We start from the raw sequence: 14,376 nt of genomic DNA on the forward strand, positions 1-14,376 counted from the left end.
TGGCTCCTCATCATTTTCTTGATATTACCAGTTGTACGCTATAACGCACAATGCTACCTTCGTCGTATGTTATAACGCACAAGAGGTGTTCATGCGCTCCTTTACCCTTCCCATCCCCACGCTGCTCGCGGGATTTGTCGCCGTGCTGGTAGGCTATGCCAGCTCCGCCGCCATCATCTGGCAAGCGGCCGCCGCCGCTGGCGCCGACGCCGGGCAAATAGCTGGCTGGATGACCGCCCTTGGCCTGGCGATGGGCGTCAGCACGCTGGTATTAACGCTATGGCGGAAAGTCCCCATCCTCACCGCGTGGTCAACTCCAGGCGCGGCTTTACTGGTCAGTGGATTACAGGGAGCGACGCTGGCGCAGGCGGTGGGAATATTTGTTTTCGCCAACACCCTGATTCTGCTATGCGGCGTGACGGGACTGTTTGCCCGCCTCATGAAGATCATTCCGCATTCGCTGGCGGCGGCAATGCTGGCGGGGATCCTGTTGCGTTTTGGTCTGCAGGCATTTGGCAGTTTGCAGGATAATCTCCCGCTATGCGGCGGGATGTTCGCCGCCTGGCTGTTATGCAAAGCGCTTTACCCACGTTTTGCGGTCGTTGCGGCGTTAGCGGCGGGCGGGATCATCGCCCTGCTAACCGGCTCGCTGTCGCCAGTGGCAAACGATATGGTTTTTGTTGCTCCGCAGTGGATTACGCCGCAGTTCACCCCTTCGCTACTGCTCAGCGTCGGTGTACCGTTTTTCCTTGTCACCATGGCGTCACAGAACGCGCCCGGCCTGGCGACCATTCAGGCATCAGGCTATCGGGTTCCGGTCTCGCCGCTTATCGTATTCACCGGCGCGCTGGCGCTGCTATTCTCACCATTTGGCGTCTATTCCGTGTGCATCGCCGCCATTACCGCCGCCATCTGCCAAAGCCCGGATGCGCATCCGGATGCGGATAAGCGCTGGCTCGCCGCAGCGGCGGCCGGTGTGTTTTATCTGTTGGCGGGGCTATTTGGCGGTTCGATAACCGCGCTAATGGCGGCGCTGCCGCCGGTGTGGATCCAGATGCTGGCGGGGCTGGCATTGTTAGGAACCATTAGCGGCAGCCTCTATCAAGCGCTGGGGCAAGAAAACGAGCGCGATGCCGCAGTGGTAACCTTTTTAGTCACCGCCAGCGGTGTTAGCCTTGCAGGCGTCGGCTCGGCCTTTTGGGGGCTGGTCCTCGGCGGTATCAGCTATATGCTGTTAACCACGCTGCGCCGCGCGTAGCTGGCTTGGCGTAAGACCCGTGGCGCTCTTAACCCGGTGGCTAAAATGGCTGGCGGAGCTAAACCCGCAGGCCAGCGCTATCTCGGTCAACGGCCGTTGGGTGTGGCAAATCAGATGTTGCGCCTTGATCATCCGCCGCTGCATCACATACTGGTGCGGCGCCATATTCATTGACTGGCGGAACATCCGCGCAAAATGGTATTCGCTAAGCGAAGCCTGGGCGGCAAGGTCGGCGAGCGTTAGCGGCTGCTCGAGGTGCTCCTCAATCCACGCCAACAGATTACGCAACAGATGCGGCGCCAGGCCACCGGTAACCGTCGGCAGGCGCCACTGGACGTTCGAATAGTTTTGAATCAGATGCGTTAACAGCAGCGTACTGGCCGAGCTTAACAGTAATTGATTAGCCTGCTGGCGCCAGTCGTTATCGAGCAGAAACTGACGATAAACCGCAGTAATTTTGTCATCGCTGGCGAAGGTTTTTTCCTGCAAGGTGAAAGACGCCGGGCTGCGGTCCCAAATTTGCTCGCCGACGCGGCGCAGGTGCTCATCGGTGCAATAGAGATGAACGAACGAAAGATCGCCGCGAATATCCCAGGTGCTTTCGTCCCCCTTTGGCATCAGACAAAAACGATCCGGCCCGCCGCCGTTCCTCCAGCCGTAGGGCGTTTTTTGGTAGCTTTCGTAACCATCGGCGACATACAGGCTCAACGTGTGGTGGTCGCTGCGCACCGTGATCCGGTCAAGGTCGTTGTACCACGCGGCAAGCTGGATCCCGGAATTGAGTTCTACGGTCCCCCGCAGCACCGCATTTTGTTGTTGTAATGTTTCGAACGTCCCGTATGCCATAGCCTTCACATCGTTTTTAATCCGCAGACCTCTAGTCTATGAATTGTCATCACCGCTTACCAGCATTGACCATGAGCTTGTGAAAAATAAGCGCAAGATTTTGCAAGTCAGCAACAAAACGGTGACAGCGCTTTGCCAGGAAAAATCGCACACTTACGCCAGGCATATTAAAGGAGAGACATTTTGAACGCATTACTCTACGGGCTGGTGGTGGTTATCTGGGGTACCACATGGATTGCTATCTTTTTACAACAAGGGCCCGTCGCCGCGCCGGTATCGATTTTCTGGCGCTTTGCCGTCGCCAGCGTCACTATGCTGACAATTTTGCTGATTACCCGCCGCCTGCGCCCGCTGGCGATGCGCGATCATCTCTTTTGCATGCTGCAAGGCTGCTGCGTCTTTTGTTTTAACTTCTGGTGTTTTTATACCGCCGCGGCGCATATCAATACCGGTCTTGAGTCGGTCATCTTTTCGATGGCGGTCTTATTTAACGCGATCAATAGTTTTATTTTCTTCCGCCAGCAGCCACCGGGGCGCTTTTGGCTGGCTGCGGCACTGGGGCTCGCAGGAATTGTCACCCTTTTCTGGGACGATCTCCTCGCCAATGGTCTAAACGCGTCGCTGCTGTGGGGAATTGGCCTGAGCGCCCTGGGAACGTACGGTTTTTCATTGGGCAACATGCTGAGTATTCGCCACCAACGCCGCGGGCTTGAGACATTGACCACCAATAGCTGGGCCATGTTTTACGGCACCCTGGTGATGGGGGCGATCGCGCTGCTGCGCGGCGATAACTTTACGCCGCAGTGGACCTGGAGTTATATGGGCGCCCTGCTGTATCTGGCGTTGTTCGGTTCGGTTATCGCGTTCGGCGCTTATTTCACTCTGGTAGGCCGTATCGGGGCCAGCAAAGCGGCCTATAGCACGCTGCTTTTCCCGCTGGTGGCGTTAACTATCTCCACCTTCTACGAAGGTTACGTCTGGCATAGCAACGCGGTGCTAGGTCTGGCGTTAATACTGGTAGGAAATCTGGTGATGTTCGCCCGCCCCGAACAGCTGTTTATGCGCCGCCGGCTGGCTTAATAATAAGCCCGTCAGGCAACACGCAAGACGGGCTTAACGCATCAATTACTTCTGCGACGGATCGAATTTCACCGCATCGATCGCCATATCATCAATCACCTGCTTCAACGTATCAGCGGTCAGCGGCGTGCTCTCATTAGACAGCGTTTTACCTTCGCCCTTACGTACAACTTTAATAACCGGTTTATTGGTCTTCGCGTCGATCAGTTCGCCTTCGAAGTAGAGATTCGTGTCCATCGTGCGATGGCCGGTTGCCGCCTGGGTACCCGCGACAATCATCGCCACCGGGATCACTTCATAGAACTGCAGACCTTCTTTACTCGTATCAACACCGGTGATTGCGCCGCGGAAAATCAGGCTGCGCGGGCCAGCCGTAGTCGCCAACGGTTTACGTTCGCTGATGGCCTGCTTCATCTGCTTGTTGGTGTAATTGAGGATGTCCTGCAGCGCTTTCTCCCCTACCTGAGTCGTTGGTTTCGGCACCGGGTAGTAGGTGATTGGACGGTAGACAACATTGTCGTAATTGCTCGGATTGTAGTCCGGGGAGATCCAGCGCAGTTCTGGTTTGCCGGAAGCCGAAGTGGTCTCTTTTAACTTAGAATAATCTTTTAAAAATCCGGAATACTGCTCCGGTTGCGCCAGTTTGGATGCACAACCAGTTAATGCCAGTAGCCCGGCCAGAGCGGCTACTTTAAATAACATTTTTGTACGCATGGATAATCCCTGTAAATGCAGTTTGTCGGCAAGGTTTATAACAAAATTTCACGCTTAGTTTTGTGACAAAAATGGTGGTCCGTCAACTCCTTGCAAAAAATAAATCCGCCAACGCGGCGGATTTATTTACGATGCTTATTTTACGTCCACCTGATAAAAAATATGCTTCCCAAACGGGTCGATTTCATACCCGGTCACCGATTTACTCACCGGTTCAAAAATAGTTGAGTGCGCAATCATCACGGCCGGCATTTGATCGTGCATCATCTGCTGCGCCTGTTTATACAAAGCTTCTCGTTGTGGCCTGTCGGTGATGGTTTTGGCTTCGGCGATAATTTTATCAAACGGCGCGTAGCACCATTTCGCCGAATTAGAACCGCCGTTGGCCGACTGGCAGGTAAATAATGGGCCAAAGAAGTTATCCGGGTCGCCGGTCGCGGTGGTCCAGCCCATCAACGCCGCCTGATGCTCGCCGTCTTTCACCCGCTTAAGGTATTCGCCCCATTCATAGGTGGTGATTTTGGTCTGCACGCCGATTTTAGCCCAGTCGGCCTGGATCATTTCCGCCATCCGTTTCGCATTCGGGTTATAGGGACGCTGAACCGGCATCGCCCACAGGTCGATGGTGATGGGCCCCTTCACGCCGGATTCACGCAGCAGCACTTTGGCTTTTTCCAGATCCCAACTGTAGTCCTGCAGATCGGCATCTGCACTCCAGACGCCAGGCGGCAGCAGATTTTTCGCTACCGTACCGGTACCGTGGAACACCGCGTCAATAATTGCCGGTTTGTTGATAGCCATGGCCAATGCCTGACGTACCTTAACGTTATCCAGCGGCGCTTTCTGCGTGTTGAAGGCCAGGAACCCGGTATTAAGCCCAGCTTTGCTCATCAGATTGATCTGCGGATTCTCTTTCATCCGCGGTAAATCGGCGGGATTAGGGAATGGCATGACCTGACACTCATTTTTCTCGAGTTTAGCGTAACGCACCGAGGCATCAGGCGTAATACTAAATACTAAACGATCGATTTTCGCTTTTCCCTGCCAGTAATCAGGGAATGCGGTAAACAAAATCCGCGAATCTTTTTGGTATTGCGCCAGCTTAAATGGCCCGGTCCCGATGGGATCCATATCAACGCGCTGCGGGGTTCCGGCTTTCAGCATCGCATCGGCATATTCTGCAGAGAGGATTGAAGCAAAATACCAGCCGAGGTCAGCGACAAAAGGCGCCTCGGGGTGCGCGAGGGTAAAACGCACCGTATATTCATCCGGTTTATCAATTGCGGTAATTAACGAACCAAACTCCAGGCTTTCAAAATTGGAGTAGTTGCCATTAGAGACGTTATGATAAGGGTTATTCGGATCCTTTTGCCGCATAAAGGAAAAAATAACGTCATCGGCATTAAAATCACGGGTCGGTTTAAAATACTTATTACTTTGGAATTTAACGCCCTTGCGTAAGTGGAAAGTATAAACTTTGCCATCGTCGCTCACCTCCCAGCTTTCCGCCAGGCTGGGCTGCAATTCCGTGGTGCCAACTTTAAAGTCCACCAGCCGGTTATATATCGGTACCGCGCTGGCATCGACGCTGGTCCCGGAAGTATAAAGCTGCGGATTAAAGTTTTCCGGCGAGCCTTCAGAGCAATAAACCAGTGTTTTCGCATTCACAGCGGAACTCACCGCTAATGCCGCTATCGTCAGAGCTATTGAAGTAAATGTGCGTTGCATGCGTTTCCCTTTTCATTTTTTGACTAATGAATAGCTTGTTGTTTTATTGCCCATAGATAACACTAAAGCCAGATTGCAAACACCTTAAAAATAACTATACCCTAAATAATTCGAGTTGCAGGAAGGCGGCGACGCAGCGAATCCCCAGGAGCTTACTCCAGTAAGTGACTGGGGTGAGTGAGGACAAATTCGTCAGGAACGAATTTGAACGCAGTTCACTGCGCCCGTAAGGGCGAGGCCCAGGGATGGGCCGAGTTATTGCCAACGCACATGCAACTTGAAGTATGACGGGTATATAGAAGGAATCACTATGGCCTCGCCCTTAACCAAACAATTAACCCAGCGCTTCTTTCGCTATCTGGCTATCACCAGCCAAAGCGATCCACGAGCAACCACGTTACCCACGACGCCCGGACAACATCAGATGGCGCAGGCGTTAGCCGACGAGCTACGTCAGTTTGGCCTTGACGATATCGTTGTCGACGAGCACGCGACCGTAACGGCGGTAAAAAAAGGCACCGTCCCCGGTGCGCCGCGGATCGGCTTTATCACGCATATTGATACCGTTGATGTCGGACTGTCGCCGGATATTCATCCGCAAATTCTGCGATTTACTGGTGAAGATCTCTGCCTTAATTCGGAACAGCAAATCTGGCTGCGGGTTAACGAGCATCCGGAAATCCTGGCCTATCGTGATGAAGAGATTATTTTCAGCGACGGCACCAGCGTACTGGGTGCCGATAACAAAGCGGCGGTGACCGTTGTCATGACGCTGCTGGAAAACCTGACCGCCGAACATAAGCATGGCGATATCGTCGTGGCGTTCGTCCCGGACGAAGAAGTGGGTCTTCGCGGGGCAAAAGCGCTGGATCTCTCGCGTTTTGCCGTCGATTTTGCCTGGACCATCGACTGCTGCGAACTCGGCGAGATCGTTTATGAAAACTTCAACGCAGCCTCCGCGGAGATACGGTTTACCGGCGTCACGGCGCACCCAATGTCCGCCAAAGGCGTATTAGTTAACCCGCTGTTAATGGCTACCGACTTTATGAGCCATTTCGACCGCCGGCAGACGCCGGAGCACACCGCCGGGCGCGAAGGCTACGTGTGGTTTAATGGTATTCATGGCGATCAGAACAGCACGCGCTTGCAGGCTAATATTCGCGATTTCGATCTGGACAGCTTTAACCGACGCAAACAACAGATTGGCGAAGTGGCAGAGAAAATCGCCGCCCAGTACCCCACTGCCAGGGTTGAATTCACGATAAGCGATACTTACAGCAATATCAGCAACGCCATTGGCGAAGACCGCCGGGCTATTGATCTGATGTTCACCGCGATGGAAAGCCTCGGTATAACGCCAAAACCCACGCCGATGCGCGGCGGTACCGACGGCGCAGCGTTATCGGCAAAGGGGCTGCTGACGCCGAACTTCTTCACCGGCGCGCATAATTTCCATTCGAAATTCGAATTTTTGCCGCTGCGCGCCTTTGAGGCCTCCTATCTAACCGCCCTACAGCTGTGCCTGCTGGCGGCGGATTAAGCCGGTTTACGCGCCAGCATCGTGGCGAAGCGTAGCTTGATGCGGTTGCCGCTGGCGTCGGTGCGGTGCAATTCGCCGACATCTTCGTTGTACTTGAGGAACTGCCAGCCAGCATAATAGTCGCGCAGTTCTTCAGGTTTGAAGGCGAACGGGAAACCCACGGTACAAGGGTAATCTTCGGTATCCATGGCTGCCACAATCAGGTTATAGCCGCCAGGCTTCGTGCAGCGCTGCATGTTGGCGATAAGACCAGGGATGGTTTTGGCTTCCAGGAACATCATCACCACGGTAGAAAGAATAAAATCATACTCGCCATCAAAACTCAGCGAATTCAGATCCTTAATCGCCGTCTGCAGGTTTTCCAGCCCTTCTGCCTGACGAATGGTCTTCAGATTATCGATACTCATGGGATTCTTATCCCACGCGGTGACGTTGTAACCTTTCGCCGCCAGATACAGGCTGTTGCGACCATTGCCGCAGCCGAGGTCAAGCGTTTGACCCGGCTGCATCAGCGAGGCGGCATACACCACTTCTGAGTGGGTGCGCGTGAGGCCATATTTTTCTGTAAAGTAGTTTTCGTCACGAGTCGTCATGATTAATCCTTGTTTGGCAATAAAGTGGCACGGTCTACGCGAATTAACAGTTTACCCCGCACCAGCAGAAGAAAGGTACGCAGCAGCAGCAGGCCGATAATCAGGTTGCTAAAAATAAATAAGGGGATCGCCAGAGTATGGAAAAAACCGTGCGGCTGACCGTGCCCCAGATGCAGGCCGGTGGTCGCCAGTGCGGAAATCCCGAACGAGAAGCTCCAGAATGAAGCATTAAACGGCTGCTGCAGATACCACGGCATCAGGCGCAACATAAATAGCAGTTGCAGCAGCCCGTAACCAAATAGCATTTTGGCAAAAGTATCACCTTCGCCGCCGTTGACGCTGAGCCACGCGCTACAGGCCACCAGAGCAGGCGCCAGCTGGATACCCAACGATGTCCGCAATGCCGCCGGTAGCTCGCCGTTGCTGCGCAAACGCTGCAGGATTACCGGCTCCAGGCTGAGCCAGGAGAAGACGCCGGCGCCGAGAAACACCAGTCCGGCATCGCTGAATCCCAGCGCGCCGCAGGCCATGGCGCTGATGAAATTGTTGGCGACAGTCGGCAGATATAAACCGGGCGTCGTCGCCGCTCCCGGATGTTTACCCCGCCACAGCCCGGCGCTCTGCCAGGCCGCATAGCATAGCTGCAGCACTACCCCGATAATAAATACCCCCAATGATAACGCTCGGTACCAGGGGACAAAGCCGATTGCCACCAACAGCGTTGTCGCCGGAAGCAAACTGACAAAACTGCTGGCCACTGGATGACGCATCTCCTGTAGCACGCTCCACGGGAAACGAATGGCCCGTGCAATAAACGCTATCATTAATAGTGCCCAAATAATCGTCGCCAGCACCACCAACGCATCGCCAATAATCCTGCTCACCGGCCAGAGGGTACTGGCATAGCGCCAGGCGAATCCCATGCCAATAATTCCCAGCACTATACCAAAATAGCCAGCCGGTAGATTCAGCACCCGGTCGCTTACTGCGTTTTTATTCATTTTATTTAAACTTTCAATTTAATTTTAAGTTGCATTTTAAAGGAACCTTATAAAACGCGCTACGGAGATTTTTGCTATGTTTATGTTAACCAACGGTAAAGAGAGATACTGATGAATAAATATCGTCTGAGCGAGCACGCCCGCCTGTATCATTTCGAAGAAGACGGAATTAAACATAGCGTAAATCTGCGGCAAATCGTGGCGCTGATTGATTTCTCGGACGTTAAGGCGGGTAGCGAAGGTGGCTGGCTCGATGATGAAGCCGCTTTAAGCCAGGGCGGCGACTGCTGGATATATGACGCCAATAGCGTCGTCTTTGCTGGCGCGCGCGTTGACGACAACGCCCGTCTGACCGGCACCTGCGTAATAAGCCACGGGGCGACAATTAGCGATAACGCCTGGCTTGATAATGTTGAGGTAAGTCACGGCGCCAGGATAAGTGACAACGTCACTATAAAGCAATCGCAAATCCGTGGTGTCTGCCGAATCGCCGACCAGGCGCGTATTCTCCCCCATTGTCTGGTGATTGCCGCTCAGGGGCTGACTTCTGATGCCGACAAAGTGCTGCAAATTTATCAGCGCGCCACGGTCAGCGCCTCACGGATTGTTCATCAGGCGCAAATCTACGGTGATGCCGTAGTTGAGCATGCTTTTGTTGAACACCGTGCCGAAGTGTTCGATAACGCACGTATTGAAGGTAATGAAGATAACGATGTATGGATATGTGACAACGCCCGGGTCTACGATTGCGCGCGACTGGTTGCCGGGCGCGGCGAGGATCAAATCCCGACTCTGCGTTATAGTGCGCAAGTGGGTGAAAACGCCGTGGTCGAAGGCAACTGCCTGTTAAAGCATCGCGTCATGGTCGGCGGGCACGCCCATCTTCTCGGCGGGCCCATTCTGCTGGATGACGAGATACTCATCGAAGGACATGCGACGATTCGTGGCGATGTGATTATCGAACATCAGGTAGAAATCTGCGGTAACGCCTGTATCGAAGCGCTGGAGGGTGACAAAATTCATCTTCGCGGGCGCAAAATCGTCAGCGGCGACGAGCATATCACCCGTACGCCGCTGCTGGGTTCGCTGTAGCCACTTATTGCGGGTCGATAATCCGCGCGTAGATATTCTGATCGTCATACGCGCCATTTAAAAACTCGGCCTGCTTCAGACAACCTTCCAGTTGGAAACCATTGCGCAGCGCCACCTGATTACTGCGCTGGTTGGCGACCCGACATTTAATAACGAAACGGCGCACGATGCCCGTTTGCGCATAATGGTGGATAAACGCCTGTAACGCCTGTGATAACAGTCCCTGCCCCTGATGGTTTTGATCGATCCAGTAGCCGATATAGGCTGTCTTGTTCAACGGTTCAATCTGGTTAAATGACAGTACGCCGATCATCTGCCCCTGTAAAAACAGCAGGAACATTTTTGCATAACCGCGCTGGTGCAGCATCACGTTTCCCTGCACGTGGCGCCGGGTTTCATCTTCACTCAGCACTTCCGCAGGCCAGCTTAACGTATGCTGCAACCAGTCACGGTTTTTGAGCACCAGTTGATGTAGCTCACTGACGTAACGTTCGTCAACCGCACGCAGCTCCAGCTGTTCGTTGACCGGGATAGTTTCGATGGTGGGGCCGTTTTCGGCAGTCATGGCAATATCTCACTGATAAACAACAACGCCCGCAGTAGCGCACCGCGGGCGGGTATCAACGACCTGGTTATTTCATAATCCGGTCATCAACGTAGTTACGCCGATCCGCCGCAGGCGGGAAGTACTGATACAGCCACGTTTCGCTGATAGCGTCGCCACGGCAGCGCAGGAACATGCGCATCTCCACCGGATCGGTGGAATCTGAAGTCGGATACCAGTCAAAGAGAATTCGATAGCCGTCAAACGGCTCGACGTAGAGGATCTCTACCTGCTTAGCCTCGCCGCTGGAGAGCGTAATCACCGGCTCAATGCCTTTCGGCGCCGCGGCTTTCAGGTCGCCGCCAACAAAATCGATAGCAAAGCGGCGCGCCCATTTGTCCGGATAATGTTCACCCGGCGCCCATCCTTCCGGGAAGCCGCCCATTCCGGTACGTGTCGCCAGCACTCGCGCCAGCGGAGAGCGTACCGGCGGTTGCGCGCTCCAGTACAAGCGGTAGCTAAAGTCCAGTTGATCACCCGCTTTTACCGGTTTTTCCGGCTGCCAGAAGCAGACGATATTGTCCAACGTTTCGCCGGTAGTCGGGATTTCCATCAGGCTAACGGCCCCTTTTCCCCACTGATTACGGGGCTCCACCCACAGGCTCGGGCGCTTGTTATACCAGCCCATCACATCCTGATAATGGCTGAAATCGCGATCCAGCTGCAGCAGGCCAAATCCCTTCGGGTTTTTATCCTGGAACGCGTTGAACTGCAGCTTTTGCGGATTATTCAGCGGACGACAAATCCACTCGCCGTTGCCGCGCCACATCGACAGGCGGTCAGAATCGTGGATTTGCGGATGGATGGTATCGCACATCCGGCGTTCGTTATTACCGCAGCTGAACATGCTGGTCATCGGCGCAATGCCCAACTGCTTAATGTCTTTGCGCGCATAGAGATGATTTTCGACATCCATGATCACCTGCGTTTCCTGGCAATTCACGGTGAACTTATAAGCGCCGGTGACGCTTGGGCTATCGAGCAGCGCGTAAACGGTGAACACCGTCGCGCCAGGTTTGACGGTTTCAAACCAGAATGACGTGAAATCCGGGAACTCTTCCGGCGTATCGGTAAAGGTGTCGACGGCCAGACCACGCGCCGACAGGCCGTACTGGTAAGTGCTGTCGACCGCGCGGAAGTAGCTGGCGCCCAGGAAGGCGACGATATCGCGGCGCGCCAGTTCCGGCGCCTTAAACACGCGGAAACCGGCGAAACCAAGATCGGTCTGCCCTTCCAGCTGTTTGGTGTCAACACCGGCGTCGTTATACTGGAACAACTCCGGACGGAAATGTATCTCCCGCGCCTGCTGAGACTGCGCGTCCAGCGAGAACATGCGCACCCGGCGGCGGAAGCCCATACCAACATGGAAAAACTGGATATCCAGCTTACGCTCTTCAACGTTATTCCACAGCGAATGCGCCGCATCATACTGAATGCTGTTATAGGCCTGAGGGGTCAGATTCGCCAGCGTCGGCGGCAGGTCACGCGGCGCGCCGCCCCACGGCTGACGGGCTAAGTCATGAGCCATCGCCTGCAGGACGGAAAAGTCAAAGCGGCGCGTCTGGCCATCGGCGATAGCAGAATCCGCGGCGAAAGCCGCTTTAGTGAATAACGAGGCGACTCCTGACGTTCCGCATACGGCGGCAACAGCCATGGATGATTTAAGAAAACGTCTGCGGTTCATGCCTGGAAAAGCGTCCTTTTTGAGAGTTCGACGGATACGCAACGTTGCAAACATCTGCGTCGTGAATTCCGCTCACTCTAGACAAAAATGATTGATAATCCAATTGTTGGCAGGCGAAAAGCATGAAAAAAAAGATGTCCACCGGAACAGACTGAATAACCACCCAGCGATCGCTATCGCTGAGCTGTTTTGGCGAACAGGCGCGACCCGAGACCTCAGCGTTTTTACCCCCGCTTTGTTTATTTTCAGCACGAACAGGATAAATTTTCATCACGCCAGGTGTAATCTCTACTCTCCAGGGAAAAATGTCAGGAGTATCTAATGAAAGTAAAAGCCGCCGTGACGTTGGGTTATCAACAACCATTTAGCATTAAAGATATTCAGGTTAGCGCACCTAAAAAAGACGAAGTGATGGTAAAAATTGTCGCTACAGGCGTTTGTCATACCGACGCGGTAATCCGCGATAACGCCGGGATCCTGCCGATGCCCGCCATCCTGGGCCACGAAGGCGCAGGTATCGTGGTTAACGTCGGTGATGCCGTTCGTGGGGTCGAAATTGGCGATCATGTGGTACTGAGCTACGCCGCCTGCCATCACTGCGAAAACTGCCTCACCAACCATCCTTCCGCGTGCGAAAGTTTCAATGACTTAAACTTTGGTGGACGCTTAGACGATGGCACCACCCCTTATCGTCTGGATGATCAAGAATTATCCGTCTTCTTCGGTCAATCTTCGTTTAGTCAGTATGTGGTCACCAAAGCGACGAATGCTATTGTTGTCGACCGTGAAGTCGAACTATCGCTTCTTGGTCCGCTGGGTTGCGGAATTCAAACCGGTAGCGGCACGGTGTTAAATCGACTAAAACCGGTGGCCGGGGAATCGCTGGTGGTATTCGGCTGCGGCGCGGTTGGTTTAAGCGCCATTATGGCTGCAAAGCTCACCGGCTGTAGCCAAATCATCGCCGTCGATATTCATGCGAACCGCCTTGAGCTGGCACGTGAACTCGGCGCAACCCACGTGATCAATGGCAAACAGGAAGATAGCGTTGCGGTTATTCGCCAACTGACCGGCAAAGGCGCGCACTACGCCATCGAAACTACCGGCGTCGCCGCCATCGTTCTGCAGGCAATCCACGCGATTAAGCCGTTAGGCACGGTGGCGGTCGTCGGCTTTACGGGCGATATCACCTTTAATGTCCAAAACGATCTGATGGCGGAAGGTAAATCATTGATAGGAGTAATCGAAGGAGACGCCGTGCCGCAGCTGTTTATCCCGCAGTTGGTACAGTTTTATAAACAAGGAAAATTCCCCATTGATAAGCTTATCGAATTCTATCCGCTCGAAGAGATTAATCAGGCTTTCGCAGATTCAGCTTCCGGTAAAGTCATCAAACCGGTGGTGCTGATGTAATGCGGGCGGCTCTTTGCGAAACAAAGAGCCGCAAGTAAAGATTATTTCACACTGACGTCGATACCGGGGAAGTACTTCGCCGCCAGACGGGTGATAGTGCCGTCGGCACGCACTTTATCAATTGCCGCGTCGAGCTGTTTTTTAGTTGCCTCATCGCCCTTGCGCAAGCCGTAGCCAATACCGCTGCCCAGAATCGTATCATCAGCCACCGGCTTACCGATAAAACCGAATCCTTTACCCTGCGGCTTACTGAGGAACCCGGCCTGCCCGGCCGCGGACATCACCAGCGAGGCGTCGATACGGCCGTTAAGCAGATCGGCCCACGCCATGTTCTGGTCTTTATAGGAAACCACCGTGACGCCGTGTTTTTCCCAATGCTCTTTGGCAAAGGTTTCCTGAATCGAGCCCTGTAGCACGCCGATGGTTTTGCCCTTCAGCCCATCCGGCGTCGCCTGCATACCGCTGTCGGCCTTGCCCACCAGCTGTGAAGGAATACGGTAGATCGGCTGGGTGAAATCAATACTCTTGCGCCGCTGTTCGGTAATGTTCATCGCCGAATTAATCGCGTCGAATTTCTTCGCCACCAGTCCCGGAATGAGCGCATCAAAGGAGGTTTCGACCCAGCTGCATTTCAACTGCGCGGCCTGACAAATCGCGTTGCCGAGGTCAATATCAAAACCCTGCAACTCCCCTGCCGGATTACGGCTTTCGAACGGCGGATATTCCGCCTCCACGCCGTAGCGTAATTCGCTAGCGGCAAAGCTTGATACGGTACACAGCATTCCCAAAGCAAGAGTTAGGGCTTTTATTTTCATCGTCTGGCTCC

14 protein-coding genes are annotated in these 14,376 nt (G+C 54.0%); 5 read left to right on the top strand and 9 right to left on the bottom strand.

All coding sequences use genetic code 11. The features are described from left to right. Positions 1-85 precede the first annotated feature (85 nt). Positions 86-1,258 (top strand): benzoate/H(+) symporter BenE family transporter, encoded by a 1,173-nt coding sequence (locus ABLV17_RS23700; RefSeq protein ID WP_348854720.1) that lies wholly within the window; start codon positions 86-88, stop codon positions 1,256-1,258. Here the strand turns inward: ABLV17_RS23700 and ABLV17_RS23705 are convergent. Continuing rightward, a complete protein-coding gene (locus ABLV17_RS23705) occupies positions 1,235-2,104 on the bottom strand; it encodes an AraC family transcriptional regulator (RefSeq protein WP_113373266.1) in 870 nt (289 codons plus the stop codon). The genes ABLV17_RS23700 and ABLV17_RS23705 overlap by 24 nt on opposite strands. A gap of 183 nt (positions 2,105-2,287) precedes the next feature. On the opposite strand from ABLV17_RS23705, the gene ABLV17_RS23710 reads away from it, so the two are divergent. Continuing rightward, positions 2,288-3,184: a DMT family transporter gene (locus tag ABLV17_RS23710; protein ID WP_348854721.1), complete on the top strand. Its 897-nt coding sequence runs from the start codon at positions 2,288-2,290 to the stop codon at positions 3,182-3,184. Between the two features lie 45 nt (positions 3,185-3,229). On the opposite strand, the gene ABLV17_RS23715 is transcribed toward ABLV17_RS23710, so the two are convergent. Both ABLV17_RS23715 and ABLV17_RS23720 read right to left on the bottom strand, forming a co-directional pair. Further along, entirely contained in the window at positions 3,230-3,898 is a 669-nt protein-coding gene (locus ABLV17_RS23715) for a DUF3313 domain-containing protein (protein WP_032708181.1), read from the bottom strand. Between the two features lie 135 nt (positions 3,899-4,033). Beyond that, a complete protein-coding gene (locus tag ABLV17_RS23720; protein WP_183269070.1) occupies positions 4,034-5,626 on the bottom strand; it encodes an ABC transporter substrate-binding protein in 1,593 nt (530 codons plus the stop codon). 310 nt (positions 5,627-5,936) lie between these two features. On the opposite strand from ABLV17_RS23720, the gene pepT reads away from it, so the two are divergent. Beyond that, positions 5,937-7,166 carry a peptidase T gene (gene pepT / locus ABLV17_RS23725; protein WP_348854722.1) on the top strand — a complete coding sequence of 410 codons (1,230 nt, stop codon included), beginning with the start codon at positions 5,937-5,939 and terminating at the stop codon, positions 7,164-7,166. Here the strand turns inward: pepT and tehB are convergent. Continuing rightward, positions 7,163-7,759 (bottom strand): tellurite resistance methyltransferase TehB, encoded by a 597-nt coding sequence (tehB, locus tag ABLV17_RS23730; protein ID WP_348854723.1) that lies wholly within the window; start codon positions 7,757-7,759, stop codon positions 7,163-7,165. The genes pepT and tehB overlap by 4 nt on opposite strands. A gap of 2 nt (positions 7,760-7,761) precedes the next feature. Further along, positions 7,762-8,760: a dicarboxylate transporter/tellurite-resistance protein TehA gene (gene tehA / locus ABLV17_RS23735; RefSeq protein WP_348854724.1), complete on the bottom strand. Its 999-nt coding sequence runs from the start codon at positions 8,758-8,760 to the stop codon at positions 7,762-7,764. Between the two features lie 111 nt (positions 8,761-8,871). Between tehA and ydcK the strand changes: the two genes are divergently transcribed. Next, the gene (ydcK, locus tag ABLV17_RS23740; protein ID WP_113373261.1) at positions 8,872-9,852 is read left to right on the top strand and encodes a YdcK family protein; all 981 of its coding nucleotides are present in this window, start codon (positions 8,872-8,874) and stop codon (positions 9,850-9,852) included. A 4-nt stretch (positions 9,853-9,856) separates the two neighbouring features. Here the strand turns inward: ydcK and rimL are convergent, their stop codons facing one another. The 3 genes from rimL to ABLV17_RS23755 all read right to left on the bottom strand — a co-directional run bounded on the left by rimL (position 9,857) and on the right by ABLV17_RS23755 (position 12,411). Next, positions 9,857-10,417, bottom strand: coding sequence for a 50S ribosomal protein L7/L12-serine acetyltransferase (gene rimL / locus ABLV17_RS23745; RefSeq protein ID WP_087859512.1), 561 nt, complete (start codon positions 10,415-10,417; stop codon positions 9,857-9,859). A 67-nt stretch (positions 10,418-10,484) separates the two neighbouring features. After that, a complete protein-coding gene (locus ABLV17_RS23750; RefSeq protein WP_087859511.1) occupies positions 10,485-12,140 on the bottom strand; it encodes a glucan biosynthesis protein in 1,656 nt (551 codons plus the stop codon). Then, positions 12,118-12,411 carry a hypothetical protein gene (locus tag ABLV17_RS23755; RefSeq protein ID WP_123907193.1) on the bottom strand — a complete coding sequence of 98 codons (294 nt, stop codon included), beginning with the start codon at positions 12,409-12,411 and terminating at the stop codon, positions 12,118-12,120. The genes ABLV17_RS23750 and ABLV17_RS23755 overlap by 23 nt, the downstream gene beginning before the upstream one ends. Before the next feature lie 50 nt (positions 12,412-12,461). On the opposite strand from ABLV17_RS23755, the gene ABLV17_RS23760 reads away from it, so the two are divergent. Further along, positions 12,462-13,550, top strand: a complete 1,089-nt coding sequence (locus ABLV17_RS23760; protein WP_047077586.1) for an NAD(P)-dependent alcohol dehydrogenase — start codon at positions 12,462-12,464, stop codon at positions 13,548-13,550. 41 nt (positions 13,551-13,591) lie between these two features. Here ABLV17_RS23760 and ABLV17_RS23765 read toward each other — a convergent pair whose 3' ends face one another. Then, complete coding sequence (locus ABLV17_RS23765; RefSeq protein ID WP_087859510.1) at positions 13,592-14,365, bottom strand: ABC transporter substrate-binding protein; 774 nt, start codon at positions 14,363-14,365, stop codon at positions 13,592-13,594. Positions 14,366-14,376: the final 11 nt, after the last annotated feature.

This window comes from Klebsiella sp. CN_Kp091, from assembly GCF_040065095.1.
GTDB classification, from domain to species: Bacteria; Pseudomonadota; Gammaproteobacteria; order Enterobacterales; family Enterobacteriaceae; genus Klebsiella; species Klebsiella aerogenes.

Bases quoted from the DNA above. Each gene is read 5' to 3' on its own strand.
- ABLV17_RS23705 (WP_113373266.1), bottom strand. From the start codon at position 2,104: ATGGCATACGGGACGTTCGAAACATTACAACAACAAAATGCGGTGCTG.
- ABLV17_RS23715 (WP_032708181.1), bottom strand. From the start codon at position 3,898: ATGCGTACAAAAATGTTATTTAAAGTAGCCGCTCTGGCCGGGCTACTG.
- ABLV17_RS23720 (WP_183269070.1), bottom strand. From the start codon at position 5,626: ATGCAACGCACATTTACTTCAATAGCTCTGACGATAGCGGCATTAGCG.
- pepT (WP_348854722.1), top strand. From the start codon at position 5,937: ATGGCCTCGCCCTTAACCAAACAATTAACCCAGCGCTTCTTTCGCTAT.
- tehB (WP_348854723.1), bottom strand. From the start codon at position 7,759: ATGACGACTCGTGACGAAAACTACTTTACAGAAAAATATGGCCTCACG.
- tehA (WP_348854724.1), bottom strand. From the start codon at position 8,760: ATGAATAAAAACGCAGTAAGCGACCGGGTGCTGAATCTACCGGCTGGC.
- ydcK (WP_113373261.1), top strand. From the start codon at position 8,872: ATGAATAAATATCGTCTGAGCGAGCACGCCCGCCTGTATCATTTCGAA.
- rimL (WP_087859512.1), bottom strand. From the start codon at position 10,417: ATGACTGCCGAAAACGGCCCCACCATCGAAACTATCCCGGTCAACGAA.
- ABLV17_RS23750 (WP_087859511.1), bottom strand. From the start codon at position 12,140: ATGAACCGCAGACGTTTTCTTAAATCATCCATGGCTGTTGCCGCCGTA.
- ABLV17_RS23755 (WP_123907193.1), bottom strand. From the start codon at position 12,411: ATGAAAATTTATCCTGTTCGTGCTGAAAATAAACAAAGCGGGGGTAAA.
- ABLV17_RS23760 (WP_047077586.1), top strand. From the start codon at position 12,462: ATGAAAGTAAAAGCCGCCGTGACGTTGGGTTATCAACAACCATTTAGC.
- ABLV17_RS23765 (WP_087859510.1), bottom strand. From the start codon at position 14,365: ATGAAAATAAAAGCCCTAACTCTTGCTTTGGGAATGCTGTGTACCGTA.